This is a genomic window from Methyloceanibacter sp. wino2, assembly GCF_003071365.1.
Classification (GTDB): domain Bacteria; phylum Pseudomonadota; class Alphaproteobacteria; order Rhizobiales; family Methyloligellaceae; genus Methyloceanibacter.
Genome location: NZ_CP028960.1, coordinates 135,406 through 162,192 on the forward strand (window position 1 = coordinate 135,406; position 26,787 = coordinate 162,192).

The 26,787-nt window shown below is 63.5% G+C and carries 27 protein-coding genes and 1 tRNA gene; 11 read left to right on the forward strand and 17 right to left on the reverse strand.

Going from position 1 to position 26,787, the window contains the following annotated elements; genetic code table 11:
* Positions 1-2: 2 nt before the first annotated feature.
* A complete protein-coding gene (locus tag DCY11_RS00685) occupies positions 3-968 on the reverse strand; it encodes an AraC family transcriptional regulator (RefSeq protein WP_108680628.1) in 966 nt (321 codons plus the stop codon).
* Between the two features lie 93 nt (positions 969-1,061).
* On the opposite strand from DCY11_RS00685, the gene DCY11_RS00690 reads away from it, so the two are divergent.
* The 4 genes from DCY11_RS00690 to DCY11_RS00705 all read left to right on the forward strand — a co-directional run bounded on the left by DCY11_RS00690 (position 1,062) and on the right by DCY11_RS00705 (position 3,845).
* Positions 1,062-1,586 carry a hypothetical protein gene (locus tag DCY11_RS00690; protein ID WP_208430484.1) on the forward strand — a complete coding sequence of 175 codons (525 nt, stop codon included), beginning with the start codon at positions 1,062-1,064 and terminating at the stop codon, positions 1,584-1,586.
* Between the two features lie 74 nt (positions 1,587-1,660).
* Positions 1,661-1,927: a hypothetical protein gene (locus DCY11_RS00695; RefSeq protein WP_108680630.1), complete on the forward strand. Its 267-nt coding sequence runs from the start codon at positions 1,661-1,663 to the stop codon at positions 1,925-1,927.
* A gap of 46 nt (positions 1,928-1,973) precedes the next feature.
* The gene (locus DCY11_RS00700; RefSeq protein ID WP_108680633.1) at positions 1,974-2,225 is read left to right on the forward strand and encodes a hypothetical protein; all 252 of its coding nucleotides are present in this window, start codon (positions 1,974-1,976) and stop codon (positions 2,223-2,225) included.
* 180 nt (positions 2,226-2,405) lie between these two features.
* Positions 2,406-3,845 (forward strand): DUF1254 domain-containing protein, encoded by a 1,440-nt coding sequence (locus tag DCY11_RS00705; protein WP_108680635.1) that lies wholly within the window; start codon positions 2,406-2,408, stop codon positions 3,843-3,845.
* 42 nt (positions 3,846-3,887) lie between these two features.
* Here the strand turns inward: DCY11_RS00705 and DCY11_RS00710 are convergent, their stop codons facing one another.
* The 4 genes from DCY11_RS00710 to glmU all read right to left on the reverse strand — a co-directional run bounded on the left by DCY11_RS00710 (position 3,888) and on the right by glmU (position 9,241).
* Positions 3,888-4,706, reverse strand: coding sequence for a DUF502 domain-containing protein (locus DCY11_RS00710; RefSeq protein WP_108680637.1), 819 nt, complete (start codon positions 4,704-4,706; stop codon positions 3,888-3,890).
* A gap of 108 nt (positions 4,707-4,814) precedes the next feature.
* The gene (locus DCY11_RS00715; protein WP_208430485.1) at positions 4,815-5,777 is read right to left on the reverse strand and encodes a hypothetical protein; all 963 of its coding nucleotides are present in this window, start codon (positions 5,775-5,777) and stop codon (positions 4,815-4,817) included.
* 152 nt (positions 5,778-5,929) lie between these two features.
* Positions 5,930-7,750: a glutamine--fructose-6-phosphate transaminase (isomerizing) gene (gene glmS, locus DCY11_RS00720; RefSeq protein ID WP_108680641.1), complete on the reverse strand. Its 1,821-nt coding sequence runs from the start codon at positions 7,748-7,750 to the stop codon at positions 5,930-5,932.
* A gap of 141 nt (positions 7,751-7,891) precedes the next feature.
* On the reverse strand, positions 7,892-9,241 hold the full coding sequence (gene glmU, locus DCY11_RS00725) for a bifunctional UDP-N-acetylglucosamine diphosphorylase/glucosamine-1-phosphate N-acetyltransferase GlmU (protein WP_108680643.1): 1,350 nt from the start codon (positions 9,239-9,241) through the stop codon (positions 7,892-7,894).
* Positions 9,242-9,501: 260 nt separating this feature from the next.
* Between glmU and DCY11_RS00730 the strand changes: the two genes are divergently transcribed.
* Entirely contained in the window at positions 9,502-10,503 is a 1,002-nt protein-coding gene (locus DCY11_RS00730) for an SPOR domain-containing protein (RefSeq protein WP_108680645.1), read from the forward strand.
* Positions 10,504-10,541: 38 nt separating this feature from the next.
* Here the strand turns inward: DCY11_RS00730 and DCY11_RS00735 are convergent, their stop codons facing one another.
* The 5 genes from DCY11_RS00735 to DCY11_RS00755 all read right to left on the reverse strand — a co-directional run bounded on the left by DCY11_RS00735 (position 10,542) and on the right by DCY11_RS00755 (position 15,489).
* Positions 10,542-11,762, reverse strand: coding sequence for an amino acid ABC transporter substrate-binding protein (locus tag DCY11_RS00735; protein WP_159079708.1), 1,221 nt, complete (start codon positions 11,760-11,762; stop codon positions 10,542-10,544).
* Positions 11,763-11,916: 154 nt separating this feature from the next.
* Entirely contained in the window at positions 11,917-12,903 is a 987-nt protein-coding gene (locus tag DCY11_RS00740; RefSeq protein ID WP_108680649.1) for a neutral zinc metallopeptidase, read from the reverse strand.
* A 406-nt stretch (positions 12,904-13,309) separates the two neighbouring features.
* Positions 13,310-13,609 (reverse strand): hypothetical protein, encoded by a 300-nt coding sequence (locus DCY11_RS00745; RefSeq protein WP_108680651.1) that lies wholly within the window; start codon positions 13,607-13,609, stop codon positions 13,310-13,312.
* A gap of 63 nt (positions 13,610-13,672) precedes the next feature.
* A complete protein-coding gene (gene mctP / locus DCY11_RS00750) occupies positions 13,673-15,211 on the reverse strand; it encodes a monocarboxylate uptake permease MctP (RefSeq protein ID WP_108680653.1) in 1,539 nt (512 codons plus the stop codon).
* Positions 15,208-15,489 carry a DUF3311 domain-containing protein gene (locus DCY11_RS00755; protein WP_108680655.1) on the reverse strand — a complete coding sequence of 94 codons (282 nt, stop codon included), beginning with the start codon at positions 15,487-15,489 and terminating at the stop codon, positions 15,208-15,210. The genes mctP and DCY11_RS00755 overlap by 4 nt, the downstream gene beginning before the upstream one ends.
* A 215-nt stretch (positions 15,490-15,704) precedes the next feature.
* Here DCY11_RS00755 and DCY11_RS00760 point away from each other — a divergent pair.
* Both DCY11_RS00760 and DCY11_RS00765 read left to right on the forward strand, forming a co-directional pair.
* Positions 15,705-15,780 (forward strand) — tRNA-Lys (locus DCY11_RS00760).
* Positions 15,781-16,022: 242 nt separating this feature from the next.
* The gene (locus tag DCY11_RS00765) at positions 16,023-16,277 is read left to right on the forward strand and encodes a hypothetical protein (protein WP_108680657.1); all 255 of its coding nucleotides are present in this window, start codon (positions 16,023-16,025) and stop codon (positions 16,275-16,277) included.
* Between the two features lie 24 nt (positions 16,278-16,301).
* Here DCY11_RS00765 and DCY11_RS15370 read toward each other — a convergent pair whose 3' ends face one another.
* Genes DCY11_RS15370 through DCY11_RS00780 form a run of 4 tightly spaced genes read right to left on the reverse strand, consistent with a single transcriptional unit; the run spans position 16,302 to position 21,096 of the window.
* Positions 16,302-16,610, reverse strand: coding sequence for a hypothetical protein (locus DCY11_RS15370; protein ID WP_159079709.1), 309 nt, complete (start codon positions 16,608-16,610; stop codon positions 16,302-16,304).
* Positions 16,607-16,987, reverse strand: a complete 381-nt coding sequence (locus DCY11_RS00770) for a DUF3240 family protein (protein WP_108680659.1) — start codon at positions 16,985-16,987, stop codon at positions 16,607-16,609. The genes DCY11_RS15370 and DCY11_RS00770 overlap by 4 nt, the downstream gene beginning before the upstream one ends.
* Positions 16,918-20,082, reverse strand: a complete 3,165-nt coding sequence (locus DCY11_RS00775) for an efflux RND transporter permease subunit (protein ID WP_108680661.1) — start codon at positions 20,080-20,082, stop codon at positions 16,918-16,920. The genes DCY11_RS00770 and DCY11_RS00775 overlap by 70 nt, the downstream gene beginning before the upstream one ends.
* Positions 20,083-20,085: 3 nt before the next feature.
* Positions 20,086-21,096 carry an efflux RND transporter periplasmic adaptor subunit gene (locus tag DCY11_RS00780; RefSeq protein ID WP_245409406.1) on the reverse strand — a complete coding sequence of 337 codons (1,011 nt, stop codon included), beginning with the start codon at positions 21,094-21,096 and terminating at the stop codon, positions 20,086-20,088.
* 209 nt (positions 21,097-21,305) lie between these two features.
* Between DCY11_RS00780 and DCY11_RS00785 the strand changes: the two genes are divergently transcribed.
* The 3 genes from DCY11_RS00785 to DCY11_RS00795 all read left to right on the forward strand — a co-directional run bounded on the left by DCY11_RS00785 (position 21,306) and on the right by DCY11_RS00795 (position 23,725).
* Positions 21,306-21,959 carry a response regulator transcription factor gene (locus tag DCY11_RS00785; protein WP_108680663.1) on the forward strand — a complete coding sequence of 218 codons (654 nt, stop codon included), beginning with the start codon at positions 21,306-21,308 and terminating at the stop codon, positions 21,957-21,959.
* Between the two features lie 6 nt (positions 21,960-21,965).
* The gene (locus tag DCY11_RS00790) at positions 21,966-23,306 is read left to right on the forward strand and encodes a HAMP domain-containing sensor histidine kinase (RefSeq protein WP_108680665.1); all 1,341 of its coding nucleotides are present in this window, start codon (positions 21,966-21,968) and stop codon (positions 23,304-23,306) included.
* A gap of 227 nt (positions 23,307-23,533) precedes the next feature.
* Complete coding sequence (locus DCY11_RS00795) at positions 23,534-23,725, forward strand: hypothetical protein (protein ID WP_108680667.1); 192 nt, start codon at positions 23,534-23,536, stop codon at positions 23,723-23,725.
* A gap of 644 nt (positions 23,726-24,369) precedes the next feature.
* Here DCY11_RS00795 and DCY11_RS00800 read toward each other — a convergent pair.
* The 3 genes from DCY11_RS00800 to DCY11_RS00810 form a co-directional block, all read right to left on the reverse strand.
* Complete coding sequence (locus DCY11_RS00800) at positions 24,370-24,585, reverse strand: hypothetical protein (protein WP_069445416.1); 216 nt, start codon at positions 24,583-24,585, stop codon at positions 24,370-24,372.
* Positions 24,586-24,780: 195 nt separating this feature from the next.
* Entirely contained in the window at positions 24,781-25,089 is a 309-nt protein-coding gene (locus tag DCY11_RS00805; RefSeq protein ID WP_108680669.1) for a hypothetical protein, read from the reverse strand.
* A 165-nt stretch (positions 25,090-25,254) separates the two neighbouring features.
* Positions 25,255-25,662: a dihydrofolate reductase gene (locus tag DCY11_RS00810; RefSeq protein ID WP_069445414.1), complete on the reverse strand. Its 408-nt coding sequence runs from the start codon at positions 25,660-25,662 to the stop codon at positions 25,255-25,257.
* Positions 25,663-25,788: 126 nt separating this feature from the next.
* On the opposite strand from DCY11_RS00810, the gene DCY11_RS00815 reads away from it, so the two are divergent.
* Positions 25,789-26,787, forward strand: coding sequence for a DMT family transporter (locus DCY11_RS00815; protein ID WP_108680671.1), 999 nt, complete (start codon positions 25,789-25,791; stop codon positions 26,785-26,787).

A 26,787-nucleotide genomic window follows, 5' to 3' on the forward strand; every position in this document is an offset into this window, starting at 1 on the left:
GCTCAGATGCGCCGAGCATAGTCGCGCGGCGAGAGACCCGTCCACCGGCGGAAGGCGCGGCTGAAATGCGCCTGGTCCGAATAGCCGAGCATGAACGCGATTTCGAGCGCGGACTCATCGCCAATGACGACCCGGCGGATGGCTTCGACGCGCCGCACGTCGTCGACGAGCTCCTCGAACGAGAAGCCGAAGTCTCGAAGCCGCCGCTGCAACGTCCGCCGGCTTAGATGTAAGAGACCGGCCACATGATCGATCGTCACGGCGCCGTAAGGCAGAAGCTCCTTGACGAACACCCCCAAGCGCTCAGCTGTCTCCAGGGGATCAACCGTCCGCGTCGCCCGATCGAAGGGAGGCAGCGGGAAGTCCAGGATCGAGCGGTCGACAACGATCCCATCGCGGTCGCAGCCAAAGGCGAGCGAGGCTCCGAACGTTTCCTCGAGCCGGTCGCCTGCCCGTTCGTATGGCTGAACGAACTGCGCGCCGACCGCCTCGGGCACGCCTGCAAGCAGCGCGATGCCGCGCAGAACGGCAAGGGCACCGAGGACATGCTGTTGCGGCTCGGCCGCGGACCGGCCGGCGAACGACAGACTGAGAACGCCCTGTCCCCCATCAACATCAAAGCGTAGATCGGTTCCTTGATGGATAAGGCCGACACCTTTCGCGGCGGTCTGACAGGCTTCGCGCACCGTGCGGGCACCGCAGATCGCGACGCCCCACGTGCCGAGGTCGGTCAGCTTGAACATGCGCCCGATATCGGCGCCGGGGAACCGGTCACCGGTGACGGCATAGAGCTCGTTGCCAAGCGCGAAGCAAAGGTCGCGCGGTACCCAGCCATCGGGGTTCAGGAGCGCGGAAGGCGATACGCCGACCCGTTTGAATATGTCGGCCGGCGATACCGAGCGGCTCAACAGATACGGCGCGATATGAAGAAGCGTCCGCGGGTTGTGCCCAAAGCTCTCCTGCAGCATTCGCGACCGTTCCTTTTGGCACCAGATGGCAAGACTTATAGCCGAGCCCCTGCATAGGGTCACGCGCTTACAATCCTAGAGGGAACTCCCGTAATGACGATACGAGCTCGCAGTGCTGTAGGCGTCCCGCTGGCCCTGACACTTCTCTTCCTTGGCGTCTTCGTTGCCAATGCCGCAGAAGAGAAGAAGGCCGACTTCCTGTTCGTACAGACCGCCAAGAGCATGGCGTTCGACCCGGACACCAACACGCTGAAACTGGAGAATGTCAGCCCCGTGACGTTGTTCTTCACGGATCGTCCCGAGCGCATCGCCGGCAATATGGAGACGACGAAGTTCATCCCGTTCTGGAGTGAGGGAGCGGATAGCTTCAAGTCCGATCCGCCGAATGCCGACGTCTCTATCATCGACGGCAAGACGATGAAGCAGACAGTTGTCGAGCTCAAGGACCCGGTCCTCGACAACAACACGCTCACCTACACGGTCAAGGTGATCGAAGGCGAGATGCCCACCGAGGGCACCGAGGTCGCCGTCTTCATCGACATTATCGGCCGGCCTTTAACGCCGCTCTCCTACGCGGGCGTCGCGCGGCGCTCGTTCCGGCGCGCCGCTCTTTACTAGCGCCCCTTGTTACTAGCTCCCCTTGTTGCGCGGATGTAGAAGCTGACACTGCCATTTATTCTAGTGAGGAAAACATGACGAAAATTCTAGCAATCGCCGCCGTCCTGACCGGTGCTCTCGCCATTCCGGCCTACGCCGGCGAGCCGACGCCCGCCGAAGAGAAGTACTGCGACGTCGACTACCGGAAGTACTGCAATGAAGACGGCATCGGCTCCGAGCTGCTGACACTGTGCATGCGCCAGCACGGCCATGAGCTGTCTCCTGACTGCATCAAGGCGCTTGAGCAAGCCGGCGAGCTGACCCCGTCGGAAGAAGCAGACGCCAAGGCACACGGCCTCTAGCCGTAAGGCCACAGCATTGAGAGCACATTCTCGAGGGTAAACTCAGATGACAAAGTTACTTGCAGGGCTTTGCGCCGGACTTCTGCTGGTCGGTTTCGGACTGGCTCCCGCACCGGTTCACGCTCAGGACGAGGCCGCCGGCGGCAGCGCCACGGCCGGAGACGCGGCGGAAGAGGCTCCCAAGGAGGAGACCTTCATGGACAAATTGAAGGAGACCTTCAAGGAGACCACAACGCCGACCGATGAGGAAACGGACGCGATCGGAACGTCGGAAGACGCCGGCCGCGACCTCTACTAATTTCGGCTCAGACTCAGCAGGGTGCGGGGAGATTTCTCCCGCACCTTTCGTTTGATCAGGCGCCATCGATGCTTGGCATGATCATCATGGTGTCACGGCGCTGGCGTCGATATCCTGTACCCGGACAGCGCCAGTGCCGCGTATGCGAGATGCCACGGACACGAGAGGAGTGCTCTGACCATGGACCGGAACACAGCACTAACGGGACTGGCTGCCGTCGCCTTCGGCGCTTCGCTGCTTCTGTCCCCAACCGCCTCACACGCCGAAGATTGGCCCGACATCGTGGAGGCCAAGGACATCGCCGAGGAAGGCTTCATCTACGGCCTTCCCATCGTGATGAACTACGCGGTGATGTACGAGTACGCGGTCGACAAGAACTCGAGCCAGTACAAGGCGCCGTTCAACCACATCAAGAACGACTCGCAGGTCTATACGTACAAGGACACGGCGGTCGTCACGCCGAACAGCGACACGCCCTATTCCATGTCGTGGCTGGACTTGCGCGCCGAGCCGATGGTCATCTCGGTACCGGCGGTCGAAAAGAAGCGCTACTACTCGGTCCAGCTCGTAGACGGCAACACCTACAATTACGGTTACATCGGCAGCCGGGCGACCGGCGATCAGGCCGGCACTTACATGGTCGTCGGCCCCAACTGGGAGGGCGAAGCGCCCAAGGGTGTCGACAAGGTGTTCCGGTCCTCGACGGATTTCGCACTCACCATTTTCCGGACCCAGCTCTTCGACGCCGCCGATATCGACAACGTCAAGAAAGTGCAGGCCGGCTACAAGGTCGAGCCCTTGCACGCCTTTCTCGGCACGGCCGCGCCGCCGCCCGCACCCGAAGTCGACTTTCCGAAGATCGACAAGGATCTGATGAAGAGCAATTTCTTCGAGTATCTCGACTTTGCACTTCAATTCGCCCCGCCCGCCGAAAACGAGAAAGAGATTCGCGCCAAGCTCGCCAAGATCGGCGTCGGCCCGGGCAAGAGCTACAAGTTCAGCGAGCTGCCCCTCGGCCATCGGCTGGAGATCGGCCTCGGCATGAAAGAAGGCGCCAAGAAGGTTGCGAACGAACTGGGCTCCGGCGCCAAGGACATCAATGGCTGGAAGATCGGATCCTGGTTCGGCGACCAAGCCTTCTATGACGGCGATTGGTTGAAGCGGGCCGCGGGCGCCCAAGGCGGCATTTACGGCAACGACTCGATAGAGGCGACCTACCCGCTGACGCGCGTGGACCAAGACGGGAAGCCGCTTGATGGCAGCGCGGCCAACTACACCCTCACCTTCGCCAAGGACGAGCTACCGCCGGTCAACGCGTTCTGGTCCGTGACCATGTACGACGGCAAGACGCAGCTTTTGATCAAGAACCCGATCAACCGCTATCTCATCAACTCGCCCATGCTGCCCGAGTTGAAGACGAACGAGGACGGCTCGTTGACGCTGTACATTCAGAACAAGTCGCCGGGCGCCGACAAGGAGTCCAACTGGCTGCCGGCCCCGGACGGACCCATCTATCTCGTCATGCGGCTCTATTGGCCGAAGACCGGAGACCCATCGATCCTCCCTGCGGGCAAAGGCTCCTGGAAACCGCCTGCCGTGAAGAAGGCCAGTGCGGAGTAGGCGCCGAACGCCAACAAGCGATTCCCGAGTAGAGAGCCCGTCCTAAGCGGCGGGCTCTTCTTCTTTCGGCGTGACAACCGTTGGCGCCGCCTGCTTCTTCTTCGCCTGCTCGGCAAGCTGCTTCAGCTTGCTCTGCTTCGGCGCTACGAGGCCGGCGGAGATGACGAGCTTGGCGCCGTCGTCGATCGCCATGTCGAGCAGGATCACGTCCTTCGCGGGCATGAACATTACGAAGCCCGTCGTCGGGTTCGGCGCGTTCGGCATGAACACGGTCATGAGCTCGTCGTTGTCGAGCTTGTCCTTGATCTCACCGGGCGGATCGCCGGAGACGAACACGATCACGTAGAGGCCCTTCCGCGGAAACTCGATGAGGCCGACGCGCTTGAACGAGGTCCCCTGCTTCGAAAAGACGGTGGTGAAAATCTGCTTCAAGAGCCGATACACGCCGCGCACGACCGGCATGCGGTCGAGCAGGATGACGCCGTAGCTCACGATCGTCCGGCCGAACAGATTCGCGGCCAGCGCACCAATGAGCATCAGGCCAACGATGCCGAAGACGAGGCCAACGCCTGGCACGTTGAAGGGCAGGAAGTTGTCCGGCAGGTAGGAGTTCGGGATGAGCGGCTTCACCCAGCCATCGACCAGGTTGATGAACCACCAGACCACATAGATGGTGATTGCCACGGGCCCGACGATGATGAGGCCCGTGAGGAAGTAGCCGCGGAGGCGCGCTAGGAAATGCGACGAGGTCGGCTCGAGCGCGCCGAACAGGCTGTGATCGTCGTCGTCGTCGAGCCCCGGAAAATCGGGATCGTGGTGCTCGGGTTTTTGGTCCGCGTTCTTGTCGTCGGGATTGGTCATCGTGGGGTGTGGCTTCGGGAAAAATCCAAAATGAGGGAACTGAAGGCGCTTAGTGGGATGAAAGTCATAACCTGTCTATGGATCGAAGAGAATGCGCGCCTTTGGGGTCTATTGACCGCTGCCTGTGACCGAATTCCACCATTTCTTTACCCCGCTTCCGCCCTCGCCTTCGCTCACGGAGGTATCCCACCCCGTTGTCGGCGCCGCCTGGGGCTGTGCCGCCGCGGACGATGCCGTTGAAGACCGCGCGGTCGTCGTGGTGTTCGCGGCAGGCGCGCTTGGGGCCGCCGGGGCCGGCGCTGTCTGCGCGGCAGGCGCGCCGCCGCCAGCCACCGAATCCCACCAACGCGAGACGGCATTCCCGCCCGATCCCTCGCTCACCGAGGCATCCCACCCCGAGGTCGGGGCTGCCTGCGGGGCCGCCGCCGACGCGCCCTCGCCTGCCGGCGCGGTCGCGCTCTGCGTTGCTGCATTGGGGGACCCGAAGCTCGGGACGATCTTGTTCCAGACGCTGGTGTTCTCAGCCGGGGCCGCTTCGCCTTCGGGCTGGGCCGCCGTCTTCGGCGCGCCGAAACTCGGAACGACCTTTTCCCATACCTCGCCGGGGCTAGGCACGCTGGGAACGCTGGGGATGAAGCTCGCGACCCCCCCACTCGCCACGGGCCCGACGCCGCCGTCCTGGGAGATGAGCTTCTGCACGGTGCTGGCACTGGAGTAGCGCCGGGCCTGCGCCATCGCGGACGCGCCCTGGCTCTCCATCCCGGCGGCCTGGTAGGCGAGGCCTTTGTTCACGTAGGCGCGCGCCTTGTCGGAGGACGGCAGTCCAAGCCACAGAGCCGCCCCGAGATCGGCCGCGGCCTGCCCCGGATAGCCGGCCCGCCGGTAGGCGATGCCGCGCAGATAGAGGGCTCTGGACACTTGATTGATGGTGGCGTCCGGATCGTTGACCGTCGCCGAAAGCTGCCGTGCCGCGTCGGTGAATTGACCTGCGGTCAACGAGGCCTCGCCGCGCCTCAAGCCGATGTCCTGGGAGAAGGCGGGTGCCGGCAGCACGGCCACAGCGCATGTCACCCCGAGCGCCACCCCCAACCCAGGGGCAAGCCTTCCGGAGAGAAGTCGCAAGAGGTGTCCGACGCTGCCCAAATTCCGCGGCCGGACGGTGTCCTGAATATCCGCCATGCCCTTGCTCAATCAAAGAAATCAGGCAAATCCGAGGCTAGAGTCTACTCGACCGTAACTGACTTTGCGAGATTTCGAGGCTGATCCACATCGGTTCCCATGAAGACCGCCGTGTAATAGGCGATCAACTGAACCGGAACAGCATAGACCAACGGCGAAACGAAAGGGTGAACGGTCGGGACCGCCAGAGTGGTCTGCACCGCGCAGCCGACGCTGGCGGGATCTGCGTCGCTGACGAGGACGATCTTGCCCTCCCGCGCCGCAACTTCCTGCATGTTGGAGACGGTCTTGTCGAAAAGCTCGTCCCGCGGGGCGATCACGATGACCGGCACGCTCTCGTCGATCAGTGCGATCGGGCCGTGCTTGAGCTCTCCGGCGGCGTAGCCTTCGGCGTGGATATAGGAAATTTCCTTGAGCTTGAGCGCACCCTCGAGCGCGATCGGATAGCTCGTGCCGCGGCCGAGATAGAGTACGTCCCGCGCCTTCGACAGGCTGTGGGCCAGTTCCTCGTAGGGTGACTCATCGCGAAGAATCTCCGCCATGTGCCGGGGAACCTCCACCAGGGCCTCCACGAGCTCGGCCTCGAGCTCGGGGCCGATCGTGCCCCGCGCCTTGCCCGCAGCGATCGCCAAACACGCCAGCACGGTGAGCTGACAGGTGAACGCCTTGGTCGAGGCCACGCCGATCTCGGGGCCGCCGAGCGTCGGCAAAACGCCGTCCGATTCGCGCGCAATCGAGGACTCGCGCACATTGACCACGGACAGGACATGCTGGTCCTGCTCCCGGCAGTAGCGGAGCGAGGCCAAGGTGTCGGCCGTCTCGCCCGACTGGGACACGAACAGCGCCGCGCCGCCTGGATCCATCGCGATCTCGCGGTAGCGAAACTCCGAGGCGATATCCACATCGACCGGCAGTTTCGCCCAACGCTCGAACCAGTACTTCGCGACGAGACACGCATAGAATGCCGTGCCACACGCCGACAGGGACAGCCGGTTGATATTGGCGAAGTCGAACGGAAGGTCCGGCAGCGCGACCTGATTGGACGCAAGGTCCAGATAGTGCGCCAGGGTATGGCCGACGACTTCCGGCTGCTCGTGAATCTCCTTGGCCATGAAGTGGCGGAAATTGCCCTTGTCGACCACGAGCCCCGCGCCGCTGGATTTCACGACGCTGCGGTCGACCACGGCTCCGTCGCGCCCATGAATGGTCACGCCTTCACGCGTAATGACGGCCCAGTCGCCGTCCTCCAGATAGGCGATGTTGTCGGTGAACGGCGCCAGCGCGATCGCATCGGAGCCGACATACATCTCGCCGACGCCATAGCCGATGGCCAGGGGGCTGCCCTGCCGGGCGGCGACCATGAGGTCGTCATAGCCTTTGAAGATCATCGCGAGCGCGAACGCGCCTTGAAGGTGGGACAGCACCTTATGGACGGCAGCGATGGGGTCCTTCCCATCGCGCAGTTCACGCGTGATGAGATGCGCGATCACTTCCGTGTCCGTATCGGACGTAAAGGCGGCGCCTTCGCCCTGGAGCTCGGCTTTCAGCTCGCGGAAATTCTCGATGATGCCGTTGTGAACGACCGCTACATCATCGGTCATGTGCGGATGGGCGTTGGCCTCGCTCGGCTTCCCGTGCGTGGCCCAACGGGTATGGCCGATGCCGGCATTACCCTGCAGCGGCTCGCTCGCCAGCAGCGCCTCGAGGTTGCGCAGCTTGCCTTCGGCGCGCCGCCGCTCGATGTCGCGCGCGCCCACGGTCGCAACGCCCGTCGAATCATAGCCGCGGTATTCGAGGCGCTTCAGCGCATCGACCAGCAGCTCGGCGACGGGCCCTTTGCCGAGGACGCCAACAATTCCGCACATCGTCCTCTACTCCCTTATCGTCTCGTCATGCGTCATGCGTTTTCGGGTCTTGATTGTTGCTAGCTAGGCACCGGCATCATCGCAACTCACGAGCTGTATCGCTTTATTGCGAGCTACGCCGTGCCGCGTATCGGACCTGCCCTATTTGGACTTGTCCCGGCTCCGCCGCTCCCGGACCTTCGCGGCCCAGCCGGCGCGTTCTTCCTGCTTTGCCCGCGTGACCGCCAACGCGTCGTCGGGAACGTCCTTCGAGATCACGCTGCCGGATCCGACGTAGGCGCCATCGCCGATCTTGACCGGTGCCACGAGCGAGCTGTTCGAGCCGATGAAGGCGCCCGCACCGATCTCCGTCTTGTGCTTGGCGAAGCCGTCATAGTTACAGGTGATCGTTCCAGCGCCGATATTCGCCTTCGCGCCCACGGTGGCATCGCCGATATAGGTGAGGTGATTGACCTTCGCGCCCTCGGCGATATGCGCATTCTTGATCTCGACGAAATTGCCCACATGGGACCCTGGCGCCAGATCGGCACCCGGCCGCAGCCGCGCATACGGTCCGATGGTCACGTTCGCGCCAATCCGCGCCTGTTCGAAGTGACAGAACCCTTTGATGGTCACGCCGTCTTCGATCGTGACCCCCAGTCCGAAGATCACATTGGGTTCGATGAGCACGTCTCGGCCGATGACGGTGTCGTAGCTGAAGAAGACGGTCTCCGGGGCAATCAAGGTTGCGCCCTGCTCCATGGCCGCGGCGCGCAGCCGCCGCTGGATCAGCGCTTCGGCAACCGCCAGTTCCGACCGCGAGTTGACGCCGAGAACCTCCTCGCCGTTCGACAGGACCACCCGCGTCTGCAGTCCGTCTTGATACGCGAGCCCGACCGCGTCGGTGAGATAGTATTCGCCCTTGGCGTTGTCGTTGCCGATGCGCGCGATCAGGTCCGACAGCGTTTTGCCCGACCGGAAAGCCATGATGCCCGAGTTGCAGAGCGTCAGCGCGCGCTCGGCGGCCGTGGCATCCTTTTCCTCGCGTATCCCCGCAAGCCGGCTCTTGTCGTCGAAGAGTAGACGGCCATAGCCGGTAGGATCGGCCGCCTCGAAACCGATGACGACAAGATCGGCGCCCGCTTCCAGTTCGCCCAGGACCGCCTTCAGCGTTTCGGGCCGCAGGAGCGGCGTGTCGCCGTAAAGAACCAGCACCGGACCGTCCGCGCCCTCATAGGCCGGCGCGGCCGACTTCACCGCGTCCGCGGTGCCCATCTGGTCCGCCTGCACGAAGACTTGCGCCTCGGGCACGACGGACAGTCCCGCCTCGCCCACGGTATCCATGCCCGGGCCGATCACGAGAGCCGCGCGCTTGACGCCCGCCGAGGCAGCGGCTCCGAGCACGTGCGCGAGCATGGGCGCGCCGGCCAGGCGATGGAGGACCTTGGGCAGATCCGACTTCATGCGGGTGCCCTTGCCCGCGGCAAGGACGACGGCGAGAGCCTGTGTCATCTGACTTCGTAAATCCTATGCGCTTTCGGGAGCCCGGACCGGCAACCCCCGCGTTTTTCAGAAACCGCGCCCTATCTAGTCCATAGCAGCGCTCAGGGCCACCGCGCTGAGCCGCAATTCTTGTCATGAGAGGGTTACGTTACGGGAAAAATTGACCCGTGGAGTGAAGCGGGTAATCTCCGATTTGCAGCTTCGGCTCAACGATTTGAGGGGATGCGTCCGGCGGTGAGCGCCGTGGACGCGGCGAGAGGAGGTTTCCCATGGCACGACGGCGTGTTGGCACGTCCGGTACGGTCCGGACCGTAGTCTCCGTACTGTGGATCGCCCTCGGCGGCCTCTCCGCCTATTACCTGTTCACGCTTTTCACCGGCGCCGCACCGGCTGTCAGCCGCACGGCCCAGATGGCCGCGCCTGCGCCTTCTGCGCCTGCCGCCTCCGCGCCTGCCGCCCAAGCAGGCCTGTCAACGGAACAATTGGGCGTCATCGACGCGAATCTCCAAACGCTCTCACAGCATTTGGCCACCTTGGACAAGCGGCTGCGGCCGATCGAGAGCTTCATTGGACCAGCGGCGAAACTGCCGCCCTCCAATTCCGTCTCCACGTCGCCACCTCGCGCGATGCCGAAGCTGGAGCCACTGCCGAAAGCATCCGCCGTCAGCGCGCCGACGCCAGCACCGGCGGCACAGGCCGCACCCAAGCCCGCTCCGGCGCCAAAACCCGCTCCGGCGCCACAGGCCGCTGAGACGCCAAAACCGGCGGCGCCTCCCGCTCCTGCGGCTGCGGCCCCACCGCCGAAGCCTGCCATGGCCGCGCCAGAGCCTCCCAAGCCTGCCGTGGCCGCGGCTTCTGCGCCCCCGAAACCTGCTGAACCCGCGCCACCGCCCCCAGCGCCTCCTGTTGCGGCCGCAGCCCCACCTGCTGCACCGGCGCAAACTCATGTCGTCGAGGAGCGCACTGATGTCGCGGCCTTGGATCCGGTCGCCCTGCCGCCGGCCGCCAATGACGGCTCCACGCGCTACGGCATCGAAATCGGCAGCGTGGCCAAGCGCGACGAGCTCCGCCCGCTATGGCGCGAATATCTCACGAAGCATGCGGCCCTGGTCGCGGGACTACAGCCGCGGCGCGTTCGCGGTCCGGACAATGGCTGGCGTCTGATCGCCGGGCCGTTCGCCAATGCCCAGGATGCCGAGGGTGCCTGCTCGCTGTTCAAGCGGGCGGACCGGCCCTGTGCGGCGACCGTCTATGCCGGAGACGCCCTCTAGGTTCCTACTAGGTCCTGCGACATTCTACGGCCAGGCGCTTATGGCGCCTGTTCGGTGATTGCCGGTTTCGTGAGGACCGGCTCCTGCTCCGCCCAGGCATGCGGTGCGATGAGCACATAATCACCATCGATGATTTGGGTCAGCATCAACGACTTCTCACTGTTCGTGCCCTGGGAGTCGAACTTGATGTGTCCGAAAAACGTATCGAGGTCCGTGGCCGAGATGGCGTCACGCACCGCCTCGGGTTCGAAGCTCTGCGCACGGTTGAATGCATCCGCAAAGACATAGACCGCAGCCGCGGCCTGGGCCGCGACTGACGTGGGCTCATGGTCGTAGGCCTTCTCGTACACACGAGCGAATTCCTCGCTCGTCCCGAACAGCGCGCCCTCGTGCTTCGCCGCACGATCCCATTGCACCGGGCAAAAAACGAAGTTCGAAGAGCGATCGCCCTGCTGTGCGAGCCGCGCGGTTTGGCAATGGGTCACCGCAACCATCGGCACGCTTGCGCCTGCTTTCTCGATTTCGCTGACCGCCGTCATGGCTGTCTCGTCATGCCCCGACACCAAGAAGATGTCCGGCTTGAGCTTCTTCACCTTATCCAGCGTCGCGGGCATGCTCTCGAAGTTCTCGGGCAATTGGTCGTCGATAACGCATGCAATCCCGAGTCGCCGAACATCGGACAGGATGCCGACGCGTACTTCGCGCGAGAACGAATCGTCCTCGGTCGCCATGGCGATCCGCAGATCATTCGCGGCTTTACCAAACTTGGCGGCAAAAGCCGCAGCGAATTCGAGGGCCGGTGTGAAGTACTGGTCCGGCGACGCGGCGACGGCGAAAGAATAACCGTGGCTTCTGCTGCGGGTTCCCTGCCCCCTCGCGACCGAATGCGCGTCGACCATGGGGACACGATTGCGCTCAATCGTCGTCAGCACGGCCCGATTCTGACCGGCATGGTATGGGCCCAGGATGAACTTCACGCCGTCTTTGTGAATCAGCCGGTCGATCAGTTCCTGCGCCTGCAAAGGATCGGACTTGTCGTCGTAGTAGCGCGCCTTGAGGCGATAGCGCTTTCCATTCACCACGACCCCGCCCCGGCCGTTCACCTGGCGGATGGCAAGTTCGTATCCATTTTTGGTATCGGCGCCGCCGCGCCTGTGGGCTCCTGTCAGCGGCACCGTGGTGCCAAGAACAACTTCATCGTCCGACGCGCCTGCAACGCCCCAGACATGGGCCGAGACAGCGAAAAACGCTGCGGCCACAAACCACCGGGATATACCCAACTGGCCCCCGCTTATTGATTATTGGGACAGCCAAGAGACCGCACCTCATTGACCCCGTTCAGAAAATACAGCCTACGCTGACTCGCGGGGCAACGCACCACACTAAGCACGATATGTCTCGTCAGACCTCGTGCTATAGTTGATCAGTATTGAACGTATCGCAGGCTTGAAGCTGTCCGCTCTGGAATCCGCGGCGAAACCATCGCACGCGTTGTTCCGATGAGCCATGTGTGAACGAATCCGGAACGACGTAACCTTGGGTCTGGCGCTGAATGCGATCATCGCCGATGGCGCTGGCCGCTTGTAAGGCCTCGTCGATATCGCCCGGCTCGATAAGCCCCTTTTCTGCCTGCATCTGGTGGGCCCAGACGCCGGCGAAGCAATCGGCTTGCAGCTCCATGCGGACCTGCAGCGCATTGCCGCCCCTGCGGCCCATCCGCCGCTTCGCCGCCTCGACCTTGTCGGCGATCCCCAACACCTTCTGAACGTGATGCCCGACCTCGTGGGCGATCACATAGGCCTGGGCAAAGTCGCCGGGCGCACGGAAGCGATTCTTCAGTTCACGGTAGAATTCGAGATCGATGTAGACCTTCTCATCGGCCGGGCAGTAGAAGGGTCCCATTGCCGACATGCCCGTGCCACAGGCAGAGCGAACGGAGCCGTCGAACAAGACCAGCCGGGGCTCTCTGTATCTCCCGCCGAGCTGGTTGAAGACATTGTTCCAAACGTCCTCGGTGGTCGCGAGAACGACCGAAACGAAGCTCTTGAGATCGTCCTCGCTCGAGGACTGGGGCCTCGTGATTTGGCCCTGCGTGCCGGGCGCCGGAAGGTTGGTGGTCCGGGGTTGCTGCGGAAGGCGAATATCGGGGAAGCCCGATCCGCTTCCGCCGGTCGGTCCGGACCCTTGCATGAGGGAGCCGGGATCGAACCCGAAGAACAGCACGAGACCGAGGATAATCAGAATGCCGAGGAGGCCGATGCCGCCGCCTTTTCCACCGCCGCCGCCGCTGGACGGCACGCGCATCCCGCCGCGGCCTGGAAATGGGAACCGGAAGACCCCGCCGCCACTTCCGCGCCGGTCTTCTACGTTCTCGCTCTGCCGTTGGCCGCGCCACCGCATATCACTGTCCTCGCGAAGCTTTTTAGATGCGCAACGCGCATTTTGCATGCGTCACCGGATGGCACAAGCCACCTCGCGCGTGGCCGCCCGCAGCCGCCCGCGAGAGGCCATCCGACAGCCTTTCCGGCCCTCTTTGAGCGTCATCAAACGGGTTGAGAATTCGGGCGCAAATGGCTGTGGTTATTAAGCTAACTGACAACGAATCGTCATAGAACTGCCATAGGAACTCGCCATGCTCCCCCTGCCCAGTAGAGTTCGGTCTGGGCAGGTAGTGCGTTCTGTGTAATGCGTACGAGCCTCGGCACTCCCCGCGCCGGGGCTCTTCCTTTTTTGGCCCCGAGAACCGGGCTTCACCCCGACAATCCCGCTTCAATCACCGCGTTCGCGCAAAGGCTCTAAGCCGCGTCTACGGATTACCTTCCGGCGCGCCGTCGAGGCTGCTGTCCTCCTGCATCTCATCGGGCGGCGATACGCCGTCATCCATCTCCGCGCCGCCCATCTCCATGCGGGGCGGCACCTCCTCGGGCATCGTCTCCGTGTGCCCTGGGTCGGTCGCCTCCATCTGGTGGCCGCCTGCGGCTTCCGTCGCGGTATGGGTGTCGCTCTCGCCACCGCCGAGTATGAGCTGCGCAATCACGAAGCAGACCACAATCGCCGCCAGGACGATGAGCAAGTAGCCGCGGCTCTGCGGATTGTGTTGTGCCATGACGATCCCTCCCTATCGCAGGCTCACTTCCCGCCCGGTGGCGGGAAGACAGCTGGACGAAGCCTATCGGCGAATCGGGTCCCGGTCGAGCGGTTCGGCCTGCGGCCAAAGGCGATCCAGCACGGGACTTAACGCCACGGCCACGAGAAGGTTCACGATGACCGAATAGAGCGCCGCATAGCCGGGGACCGTGAGCCCCAGCACCTCGAACGGATAGATGGACGACACGAAGCCGCGGCTGGCGGCCATGTACGTGCCGACCGCGGTGCCGGCCGCCCAGCCGAGCAGCAACGCATGCGCATTGAAGCCCCGGGTGAACAGTCCGAGCAGGATCGGCGGCAGAAGCTGAATGATCCAGATGCCGCCGAGAAGCTGCAACTGGATCGCATAGCTGGTGGGAATCGCCAGAATGAAGACGACCGCGCCCACCTTCACCACGAGCGACACGATCTTGGCGACGCGCGCTTCCTCCGCGTCGCTGCAGTTCGGCCGCCAATACTCTTTGTAGAGATTGCGCGTGAAAAGATTCGCGCAAGCGATCGACATGATCGCCGCCGGCACGAGCGCACCGATGGCGACGGCGGCGAAGGCGACGCCTACGAACCAGCTCGGAAACATGTCGAGAAAGAGCGCGGGCACGGCGAAGTTCGCGCCGTAGCGTTCGAAGCCGGCGGCATGCAGCGGGTTCTTATCCACGCCGGCCGCGATCGCCATGTAGCCGAGCAGTGCGATCAAGCCCAGAATGAAGGAATAGGCCGACAGCGCCGCGGCATTGCGCCGAATGACCCGGCCGCTGGAGGCGCTCAAGATCCCCGTCATCGAATGGGGATAAAGGAACAGCGCCAGCGCCGACCCGAGCGCCAGCGTCACGTAGGCGCTGTAATTGCCGAGTGAGTTGCCGGTCGGCGGCGTCAGGGTCAGTTTGGCTTTCGGGACGGCATCGAAGATCGCGCCGTAGCCGCCGAGCTTGGCCGGGATGATCACGATCGCCGCAAAGATCGTGACGAAGATCAGCATGTCCTTCACCACGGCGATCAGCGCCGGCGCGCGCAAGCCGCTCGTATAGGTAAAGGCGGCCAGGATGATGAAGGCGATGATGAGCGGGATGTGTCCGGCAAAACCCTGCGTGTCGAAGCCGAGCGCGCCGATCACGACTTCCATGCCAACGAGCTGCAGCGCGATATAGGGCATGGTCGCGACGAGGCCCGTCATGGCGACCGCCAGCGCCAGCAGGCGCGAGTTGAAACGGAAGCGGATATAGTCCGCCGCCGTCACATGCCCTTCCCGCCTGGCGATGACCCAAAGACGCGGGAACACCAGGAACAGGATCGGATAGATCATGATCGTATAGGGCACGGCGAAGAAGCCCATCGCGCCGACGCCGAACACAAGCGCAGGCACCGCGATGAAGGTGTACGCCGTGTAGAGATCCCCGCCTAAGAGGAACCACGTCACGATCGTGCCGAACCGGCGCCCGCCGAGCCCCCATTCGTGGAGCTGGTCGAGATCCGCCTTCCGCCAACGCGCGGCAATGAAGCCGACCCAGGTGACGAACACGAACAGGACAACAAAGACGATGGTCGCGGTTAGGTCGAAATTCACGGGCGCCCTCCCCGTCCCGCGTCCTCACCGGGTTTCGTCTTCCGATCGGCCTGCTCCGCCGCGAGCGTTTCGCGCCGATCGAGGTAGTAGACGGCCATCACCACCAGGGCCCCGACGATGATGGCGGCGAGCTGGTACCAATAGAAGAACGGGATCCCCAGCAGCGTGGGTTCGATCCGATTGTAGAGGGGCACCCAGGCCACGAGCGCGAACGGAATGATCAGCAGCAGCCGCGGCCAATATCGCCACGGAGAGCCCTGCTTCTCCTTTGTGCTCATAAGCGTCCCCCCACACCCCACGTTCTGGTCATTGGGCCCGGCAGGGCCGGACGGGACCATACTGAATGGTGAGGGCCGCTGAACAGGCCAATTTCGCGTTCTTGGTCGCGACCCCGGCAACAGCAGCCGGGCCCCTGCGGCGAAAGAATCGGGCAAACGGCGGCCTAGCGTGTTGACCTCGCCCCACCTCCCGCTCCATATGGACGGCTTGGTGAGAGCGCGTAGCTCAGCCGGTAGAGCATCTGACTTTTAATCAGAGGGTCCAGGGTTCGAGTCCCTGCGCGCTCACCAAAACTTCCAATGGCCCAGGCGGGCGAATTTCCCTCCGCAACCTAGTTCCCACCTCGAATAGCGAGAATCGGCTCCTGTCGCGTCTCTCAACCGCGATGGGATCGGCGGATGGACTTGCCGGTATTCGGCAGCAAGGCCGCGACAGCGCGCCGGGCGATGATCAACCTCGCAACCGGAGGTGACACGCCACAACCTAGACGTTATCATTGAGTCTTCTTGCAACTCAATGAGGCCGTTGCCGGATGGGCATCCTCAAGGACGACGCACCAACGGACGGCCTGATCGAACGCAGGACGTTCAAGTGGGAGCAGAACGGAACCGAGGCACGCTTGGTTGCCGTCGTGGACGGCAAGCGTGTCGCCGATCTGGTCATCCCAGACGACATGCTCCCTCACCTCGAGGCTATGAAGGTCGTCTGGGAATGGTACGTCCTTGAATGCAAGGGCGGCCACGCCGCGCTGCGCCGCCTCTTGCAGTATGGGATGGCGGACTACTAGCCGCGCCTCCAGGCGGCGAGCCGCCTATTTTCCTTCGAGGAAGCAGACATTGACCCGCTTATGCCGGCCTCCATGGCGCCGGTATTCCCAGCAGCTACGCCGGCCGGCCTTGGCATCGCTGCTTTTGACGTTACTGGACTTCTTGGCTTTTCGACTCCCGCCGAACCAGTTTGCGGGCTCAAGCTGAGCAGCTGTTTGAGACGACGCCGCGCGCGCCTCCGAGACGAGCGCGGGTGCTCCCAGCAAGGCGGCGGTCATCGCTGCGAGCACCACTCCTCTGAGCGGCTGAAAGCGCTGTTGGCTTACGGGTGTGGTTGGACGGTTGGTGGTCATTGTTTGGCCTCCGGGGTTGGTTGGGGTTCAGGTTTCTCGTCACGTTGCTCCGGCGCCGGGTCAGTCCGCTGCATCTGCCCAAAGCCATCGACAGGTTCGATCCAGTAAGAGAGGTGGGCGACGGCGCCCTTTCGCTCGATCAGGTCGAGAACATCGGCGGCGACGCTGCGGCCGAGCACGGCCACGATCACGTTGCGCTTCACGCGCCCACGCACACGCTCGCTGACGGTCGCGTCGCCGAAGCCGAAACCGTGGCCTTCGGCAGCCCATGTCGTGAATCCCGGCAGCGGCGGCTCGAGATTCAGCATCAGCTCGGCGATGTGGTCGGCGCTGTCCGGGGGGCAGACGAGCGTGAGCTTGCAAAGGGATTGGTCCATGAGAGCATTCCATCGGATGTGCGGGATGAGAGGGCCGCGACGCCAAAGCGCCGGAACAGGATCGGAAGCAGGATGAGCGTGAGCGCTGTCGAGCTCACGAGGCCGCCGATCACGACGATCGCCAAAGGCTTCTGGATTTCCGAACCGGGCCCCGTGGCAAACAGGAGCGGCACCAGCCCAAAGGCGGCGATGCTGGCCGTCATCATCACAGGACGCAGCCGGCGCACGGCGCCTTCGAAGACGACCTCGCGAACCGCCATGCCGTTTGCGAGGAGTTCGTTGAAGTGGCTGACCAGGACCAGGCCGTTAAGCACGGCAATGCCGAGCAGCGCGATGAAACCGACAGACGCCGGAACCGACAGGTATTCGCCGGACAGCCACAGGGCGAGCAGTCCGCCGACAAGGGCGAACGGCACGTTGGCGAGGATCAGCAGGGACTGCCGCATGGAACGCAGCGTCGCGAACAGGACGCCAAAGATCAGGACAAGCGCGATTGGAATGACGATGGACAAACGCGTCGCCGCTCGGCGCTGGTTTTCGAACTGACCGCCCCAGACCAGGCGGTAGCCTTGCGGCAGCTGAACCTTCTCGGCGACCGCCTGCTGTGCTTCCTCGACAAATCCAACGAGATCGCGACCGGTCACATAGGCCTGCACCACGGCGAAGCGCGATGCATTCTCCCGGCTGATCTTGATCGGCCCGGCGACACGCTCGAGCTTGGCGACGTCGCCCACGCGCACGAGGCCTCCGTCGCCCGCGGCAAACTGGGTCATGGCGAAGACGTCGGGATCCTCGCGGACGGTCTCGCTGCCGCGAATGACGATGTTCGTGCGCCGTCCAGGTTCCGCGACGAGGCCGACCGGCGCCCCTTCGATCACCGACCGCAGCTCGTCCTGTAGCCGCGTGACGGACAAGCCGGTCCGGCCCGATGACAGGCGGTCGACGTCGATCTGCATGTAGTCGACGCTGTCATTGGCGACCGTCGATACCTCCGCGGCGCCCGGCACACTTCGCAGCGTCGATTGGATCTTCGCGGAAATGTCGGACAACACCTCGAGATCAGGGCCGAAGATCTTGACCGCGAGATCGCCGCGCGATCCGGTCAGCATCTCGGCGGTGCGCATCTCGATCGGCTGCGTGAAAGCAAACTCGTAGCCGGGAAGATCGGCCATGGCCGTGCGCAGCTGCTCGATCAGCCACTGCTTGTCCGGCACGCGCCACTCGTCCTTCGGCTTCAGAACGAGGAACATGTCCGTCTCGTTCAGACCCATCGGGTCGAGACCGAGTTCGTCGGAGCCGACGCGCGCGACAATGCGCTCAACCTCAGGCACCTTTTCCTTGAGTGCGCGCTGGATCAGCAGGTCACCGTCGATGCTGGCCTGCAAGTTGATGGAGGGATGCTTCGTGATCTGCATGATCACGTTCCCCTCGTCCATCGTCGGCATGAAGGTCTTGCCGATGGCGCCATAGGCGACGACGAGCGCGACAAGTCCGGCGGCCGCCAACAGATACACGGGCAACGGAAAACTCAGACACGCCTTGAGGAGTGCGCGATAGCCGCGTGTCATCATGCGCACAAGCCACGGTTCGGCATGCGCACCCGACTTGAGGACGAACGACGCCAGGACGGGAATGAGCGTCAGCGACAAAACGAGCGAGCCACTCAGGGCCATGATCATCGTCAGCGCCACGGGCCCGAACAACTTGCCTTCCAAGCCGGACAGCGACAGCAGCGGCAGGAACACCAGGCAAATGATGATGATGCCGGCCGTCACCGGCGTGGCCACTTCGCTGGCGGCCCGATAGACCTCGTTCAGCTTGGGAATCTTGGAGTCGGGCTTGGCGTGCTGAAGACGCTCGACCGTATTCTCGACCACGACGACGGCGGCATCGACAATCAGACCGATAGCGATGGCGAGCCCGCCGAGGCTCATGAGATTGGCAGTCATCCCGAACAGACGCATCATGACGAAGGTCAGGAGCGCCGCAAACGGGAGCGTCAGCGCCACCACGAAGGCGGCGCGCAGGTTTCCGAGAAACGCCACCAGCAGGATGACGACCAGGACCGTCGCCTCGAGCAGCGCCTTGGTCACCGTGCCGACGGCGCTTGAGATCAGGTCGGAGCGATCGTAGAACACGTCGATGGTGACGCCCGGCGGGAAGCTCGGCTTCAGCTCGTCGAGACGCTCGCGAACCGCCTGAACAATGGCGCTGGCGTCGGCGCCCCGCAGGGACAGCACGAGCCCTTGCACCGCTTCGTCGTTCCCGTTCTCGGTCACGGCACCGTAGCGGGTCAGATTGCCGATGCCGACCGTGGCCACATCGCCGAGGCGGAGGACACGCTCGCCGTCCATCTTGAGTACGATTTGCTCGAGATCCTTCGGGGTCGTGATCGCGCCTTCCGAGCGCACCACGAGCGCCTTCTCGCCTTCGGTGAGCCTTCCTGCGCCGTCATTGCGGTTGCTGGCCTCGATGGCCGCGGCCAGATCGGAAACGCCGAGACCGGCATCGGCCAACGCGGCACCATTGGGCGCGACCTCGAAGGTCCGCACCATGCCGCCGAGCGCATTCACGTCCGCCACACCCGGAATGGTGCGCAGCGCCGGCCGAATGGTCCAATCCAGAAGGCTGCGCCTATCCTCAAGCGAGAGGTCGCCGCCTTCGATCGTGAACATGAACACGTCCGATAGAGGCGTGGAGATCGGCGCGAGCCCGCCGGTCACACTGCCGGGGAGATCGCCGCGAACGCTGGCCAGACGCTCGGCCACCTGCTGGCGTGCCCAATAGAGATCGGTGCCTTCTTCGAAATCGAGGGTGATGTCGGCGACACCGTATTTCGCGGACGATCGCAGGATGGTCTGCCCCGGAATGCCGAGAAGCTCCATCTCGATCGGCGTGTTGACGCGCGTCTCGACCTCTTCGGGCGTCATTCCCGGTGCCTTCAGGATCATCTTCACCTGCACCGGCGAGATGTCCGGAAAGGCATCGATGGGAATCGTGCGGAACGCGTAGACGCCTGCAGCCGCCACCAGTGCATAAACGAGCAGCATGAAGACACGCTGCGTGAGCGAGAATTCGATCAGACGCCGGAGCATCGCCTATTCTCCCGCCAGCATTTGCTCGAGTTCGGGGAGGCCGCTCGCGGCAACCATGGCATCCGACGGGATGTTTCCGACGATGGTCGCCGCCTCGGTCGACTTGCCGCGCAACTCCACGGGCGCGATCGCGAACCCGGCGTCATTGCGGACGAACACGGCGCTGTGGCCATCGATGCGCGCCACGGCTTTGCTGGGAACCGAGAAGGCGCCGCCCACCGCGGGCCTTTGAAGCAAGACGGACACCAACTGCCCTGCCAGGAGGCCGCTGTTGGAGGGGACCGCCGCATAAAGGATCGCAGACCGCGTCACGCCCTGGAGCGATTTGCCGATCGACACGACACGCCCTTTGGGACCGCCGACGATCTGGATGGCACTACCCGGCTCGATCACGGGCAAGAGGCGCGCCGGGACCTGGACCTCGACCCACAGCTCGTCGCTGGTATCGATGGTCACGACGGGCCCCATGGCCTCGATCATCTCTCCGGGCATGGCGTCGACTTCGACGACCGTGCCGTCGGCGGCAGCGGGAATCGAATACGCCCCATCTGCGCCCAGCGAGATCCCGTTGAGGGCCAAGGTCCGGCGGTACTGCTCGATGACCGCCTTGATCTTGGCGACCTGCGCCTCGGCCTCTTCGGCCACGACAGGATTCTGGAAGCGCTTGTCCACGAGCAGCCGCTTCCGCCGCGCAACCGCATCCGCCATCTGCAGCTCGGCTTCGGCCTGGGACAGCTGGCTCTGGACATCCAGGAGGTCGCGGCTGGAGATAGTGGCGACCGCCTCTCCTTTGCTCACGCGCTGACCGGGGAGCACATGGACCTGGGTCAGGGTTCCCGAGAAAGGCGCCGTCGCGACGATGCGCGAATTGACGGGCGGCACGACGGTTCCGGGAAGCGTCGCCAAGGTTTCAGCTTCGGCCGGCTGCACGGACTCGACCTTAATGTCGAGGCGGCGAACCTGATCGGCTGACAGGGTCACGGTCTTGGTTTCAGCTGACGCTGCACCGGCCATAACCGCTGCAAAAATGATGACGCACGTCAAAGGCAACACGCGCATGGCTTGCTCCGTCCTGGCCGCGAATGTGCTGGCCAACGACAGGGCTATCGCCGCTACCTGAAACCAACCTGAACGGAACCTTGCAGGGACCTGACAGGGCTTTTCAGGTTCCTTTCAGGTGGCGCGTGCTAGAAGCGTGACGCACACGGAGCGAGAGGAACGCCATGCGCATCCTGCTGGTCGAGGATGACAACGAGATCGCCAAAAGGCTGATGTCCGGTCTGTCCCAGGCCGGCTTCACGGTCGAGCGCGCGGACAACGGCACGGACGGCTATACGATGGGTCTCGACGAGGAATATGCGGCCGCCGTTCTCGATCTCGGCCTACCGGAAATGCAGGGAATCGACGTCCTCAAACGCTGGCGCTCCGCCAACCGTGCCCTCCCCGTGCTGATCCTGACCGCGCGCGGCACCTGGGCGGAAAAGGTCGACGGTCTGAACGCCGGCGCCGACGACTACGTGACAAAGCCGTTTCATGTGCCCGAAGTTGCCGCCCGTCTGCGCGCGCTGGTCCGCCGCGCATCCGGCATCGCGAGCGCCGTCCTGACCCATCGGGGTATAGAGCTCGATACCGGATCGGGCAGCGTCTTGCTGAACGGAACGCCCGTCAAACTCACGGCGCGCGAGATGAAGATGCTGACCTATTTCCTGCATCGTATCGGCCGGATCGTTTCGCAGGCGGAACTGGCCGAACACCTCTATGCACTCGAGGACAGCCGGGAATCGAACACCATCGAGGTGTATGTCAGCCGCCTCCGCCGAAAACTCGGCGCGGACATCATCACGACGGTCCGCGGCCTCGGCTACAGGATGGATTAGAGCGCCATGACGAGCCTCAAGAGCAGACTCATCCTTGCCGCCTCGCTGTGGATCGCGCTCGGTACGATCGGCGCCGGTCTGGTGTTGTCCGCGATCTTCAAACATCACGTGACCACGCAGTTCTACGACGAGCTGCATGTCCATCTCGACGAGTTGCAGCGGCTTTCCGAGTTTCACCAGGACGGTAGCCTGCATCTGCAGCGCAACCTCAGCGACCCGCGCTATGACGTTCCGCTCTCCGGCTTTTACTGGGAGGTCCAAAAGGACGGCAAAGTGCTCGCGCGCTCAGCCTCGCTCGAAGGTCCGCCCCTGAGCATGCCGCCCGATGCGCCGAACGATATCGGCGTGCACAGCCACGTCATCGAAGGCCCGACGGGGGCCCTTATCGCGGTGGAGAAAGCCGTGTGGGAGGATCCCGGCGAGAAGCCGGACCGCTTCATCATCGGCACGGACGAACGCCATCTCGATGCGGTCGTCTCGAGCTTCAACACGACGCTCGCAATGTCGCTGGCTGCGTTCGGCCTGTCGCTGGTGGGCGCCGCGACACTTCTCATCCTGTATGCGCTCAAACCCATGCGGCAACTGCGGACGGCTCTGCAGAGCGTCCGCTCCGGACACGCGAGCCAGCTGAGCGGTCAATTCCCGACAGAGGTCGTGCCGCTCGTGGATGACCTCAATCGGTTGCTCACCTCGACGGGCGACTTGATCCAGCGCGCCCGCACCCAAGCGGGCAACATGGCCCATGGTCTGAAGACACCGCTCGCCATCGTCACGGACGAAGCCTATCGGCTGGGCGACCAAGGTCAGGATCAGGCCTCCTCGACCATCCTCGGCCAGTGCCGGAAAATGCAGTCCCATATCGACTACCAAATTGCGCGTGCGCGCGCCGTCGCCATGCGCTCGACCCCCGGCGTCGTCGCCGACCCTCGGAAGGCGGCTCTCGAAGTCGCCTCGGCGCTTGGACGCCTCTACAAGGGCGAGTCGGTTACGATCGAGGTCGACGTGCCGGAGGGACGCCGCTTGGCGTGCGATCCCGCCGACCTCAACGAGATGCTGGCCAACCTGGTGGACAATGCCTGCAAACACGCCAGGTCGACCGTGAGAATCGCCTGTATAGGCGGCGATGCGACGGGGATGACGGTCGAGGACGATGGGCAGGGCCTTCCCCCGGAAGCGCGTGAAGTCGTCTTCAACATCGGCGAACGCTGGGATTCCCGCGCGGCCGGATCCGGATTGGGGCTCGCGATCGTGCGGGACTTAGCCCGCCTCTACGGCGGCGACGTGAGGCTTGGCGAGTCGAATCTCGGAGGCCTACGCGTCGAGCTCATCTTGCCGGCAGAGCGCTGAACGCAGAGCGTGCGTTCCATCGCTTGGGGCGTCGACGGTCCGAAGGCAAATCAGAGGGAACGCGCATCCTGTTCCAAGCGTTGTCGAAGCTGCCGTGCTAACGTTCAGACGTGCCGACGTCACGAAAAGACGCTAGAGCTCTTTTGGTATTCGAGGCTCCCGGCGCGGGGCCGGCTCTCTTCCTGCCTGCTTCGCAGGTCCCCTTCCCCTCTTAGAGCTTCCTTGCCATGGCCGACGGCAAATCCTTGATCGATACGCTGCAGAGGCACATCGGGGTCTGGCTCATGTCCGCGCTCGTCGTGGGAGCCGCGTTCATCGTGATTTGGTGGTTCGCCTCGGACGTGGTCGTCGCGATCATCAAGGCTTTCGAGATCATTCTTTGGCTGCTCGGGGTCATGCTCTGGCCGTTCCGGCTCTAGTCGAGAGGCGCAGCCTATGGCGGGCGCGGCTCAGGAGAGTCGTAGGCTCATGAGCCGCCCATTTGCTAGGTCTGCTTGCAGGGACACGTCCTGCACCCAATCGGCCTTTGCCGTTGTACGGCAGTCGCGTTGCCGCGCGGCGTATGTGGTGAAACACCCGGATTCAGGGCAAAAATGGCCAAAATTGCCGGAGTCGCGCCCGCCGCCCTGTATCACTTTGCGCCATACCGTGGCCAAAACATCACAGCATTTCCGGGCAAACGCCGATATAGTCATCCTCAGAATCGACAGACAGAAACGGGGGACCAACCAATGCGTCTGCTTATTGCTACTGCCATCATTATCTCTGCCACGATCGGCCTCGGCGGCTGCTTCGGCCATCACGAGAAGGCCGTTGTTGTCGAGCCCTTGAAGCTTGGCTAAACGACATTGACGACGAGATAGCGCGTACGCCTATCTCTCCGGCAATTGCCAAAACCCGGCTGGGTCCGCCCAGCCGGGTTTTTTGGTGTTTGGACACCCTCTTGGAACGACCGCCCTCTCCTGCTCCCCAAAGCAACACAGCCGCCCCCGGCAATCGAGAGCGGCTGTGCAGCCAAAGCTCGTTCCGGTGCCGCGCGTGAGCGGCACCGAATGCATGACACTTACTTACACTTCGTCATGCCATGCATGGCCATCTTGGCGTCGGCCTCGGTCTTGTACTCGCCCATCATCGCGAATTTCGCGGTGTCGGTCGGGGCCGTGCGGCTCATGACGCACTTCTTCGTCGTGTTGTCGAACATGACATAGAACGGGCCCATCGCCAGAGCGGGGGTGGCGAAAGCCGCAAGCGCAGTCGCAATGATCAGTGTCTTCTTCATGGGGGTCTCTCCTAGTTTTCGTGCAAGGCAGGAGTGCCTCGCACGGGAACCAGAGCACCGATCACTGTTCACTGAAAACTCAACTTGGCGACAGTGAAAGCACACAGCCGTTCAACCAACGGTGAAGCCAATTTGATCTTGTTTTCGAGGCGCGTGTTGCGACGCGCGACGTAGGCTGAGCTTTCCGTGCGCGGTCTATTTCGCCGGTGCGCCTGCGAAGCGGCGGCGAAGGCGTTTATAGACCTTGCGCTTCAGGAAGTAGTAGGCGGGGCGGCCCATGATGGCGATGGCGACGAATTTCGACACAAAGGGCGTTGCGCCGAGGACGCCGGAGATCCCGGCCCTGAGGCCCGGGTCAAGGTCCGTGGCCATGACCAATGGGATGATCGGCCACGCGACATAGGCGCCGACGAGAATGACTGCGCCGAGCGTGAACCGCCAACCGATCTGTTCGGCGGTAAACTCTGGTTCCGTGGCAGCGATCGTCGTCTCCCTCGCGAACACAATGACCGGGCGGATCTCTTGCTCTCAGACCTACCGGCCCACATGAGGCGGCCCCTACCCCTCTTTGCTCATTGTAGGACGAAGCCTGAACCTGCAAAAACCCTTCACCTGCGCAGTAGCGGCGAAAGGCGGCAATTTTGGGCAGGCCGTCTGGCGCGGGCGCGCCTAGGCGTCGTCCGGCGTCGCGACCAGCCAAGCCGGGTCAAACCATCTGTCGGCCTCTCCATCATAGGAGAGCCTATTGATGTCCCAGTGACGGATATAGGGCGCATAGACGTCCCAAACCGGCGGGCCGCCGCCCACATAGACCACGCGGTCCGGAAACCACCCGAAGACCTCCTCCGGATGGTGGATCGAGCGAATCTCGACGATGGTGCGGTCCTCATAGGCGTATTCCGGGAATGCGGAGATGGTCGTGGGACCGGCGATGACCACGTGACCGCGCGTCACATCGAAGAAGCGGGCCACATCGGCGACATACTCCCGGTCCTTGTTACCTTCCCAGGGCAACGCGCCGTTCAGGCCGAGCTGACCTCTCTGTCCAATCGCAATGATCGCGCGTATGTCCGCCACGGGGTTCCTCCATCTGGTCCGGGCACCTGTTCTACCCGCCCATGGTCTATCGCCCAATGGCTCTTTGGCAAGGAATGGTGCAAGAGAAGTCGTCGACGAGACAGCTCGCCGAAATAAGACAGCCTATTGAAACACGGCGCCATCGGTGACGGCGCGGAAGCACGGAACAGCATGGCGCCTCGCCTCGTCTCAAATCCCTATCAGAACCAGGTGGTCAAGGCGATCGGGCTCATGGTGCTCGCCACGATCTGCCTCGCGGGGCTCGACACCACCGCGAAGTACCTCACGGAGGTGCAGAAGGTTCCGGTCTCTGAGGTCGTGTGGATGCGCTTTGCCTGGCACGTCGTGTTCAGCGCCATCGTGCTTTGGCCTTTCGCGCTGCGGCCCTCGTTACGGTCGGCGACGCCCGGCATTCAATTCGTCCGCTCCTGTCTGATGATCCTCACGACGGCACTGAACTTCATCGCGCTGAAATATCTACAGCTCGACCAGAACATCGCGATCTTCTTTCTGATGCCGCTCCTGGTCGCCGCCCTGTCCGGGCCCCTGCTCGGCGAATGGGTCGGGTGGCACCGCGCCTTGGCGATCTTCGCCGGCTTCATCGGCGTGCTGGTGGTGATGCACCCGGGCATCGGCGAGGTCCATTGGGCCATGCTGTTCACTCTCGGCGCGACGTTCGGCTACGCGCTGTTCACCATCGCAACCCGCTACCTTGCCGCCTACGACCCGCCGGCCGTCACCCAGACCTACACGCCACTCGTGGGCGTGTTGATCATGGCGCCATTCGCGCTGAACGAATGGCACTCGCCGGAACACTGGTGGGTTTGGCTGCTTTTCGCCTCGCTCGGATTCTGGGGCGGGCTTGGCCATTGGATCATCATCCTGGCGCACCGGCTTGCACCCGCGAACGTGCTGGCGCCCTACATCTATCTCGGCCTCATTTGGATGTCCGCTTTCGGCTTCGTCATCTTCGACGACGTCCCGACCTGGTGGACCGTTGCCGGCGCCGCGATCGTCATCCTTGCGGGACTCTACCTCCTGGCGCGGGAACGCATCGCCGAGGACCGCGAGCGCAAACGCAACGCGGCGCGCTCGGCTGGCGCCGAGTTCGAGCCGCCGCAATAG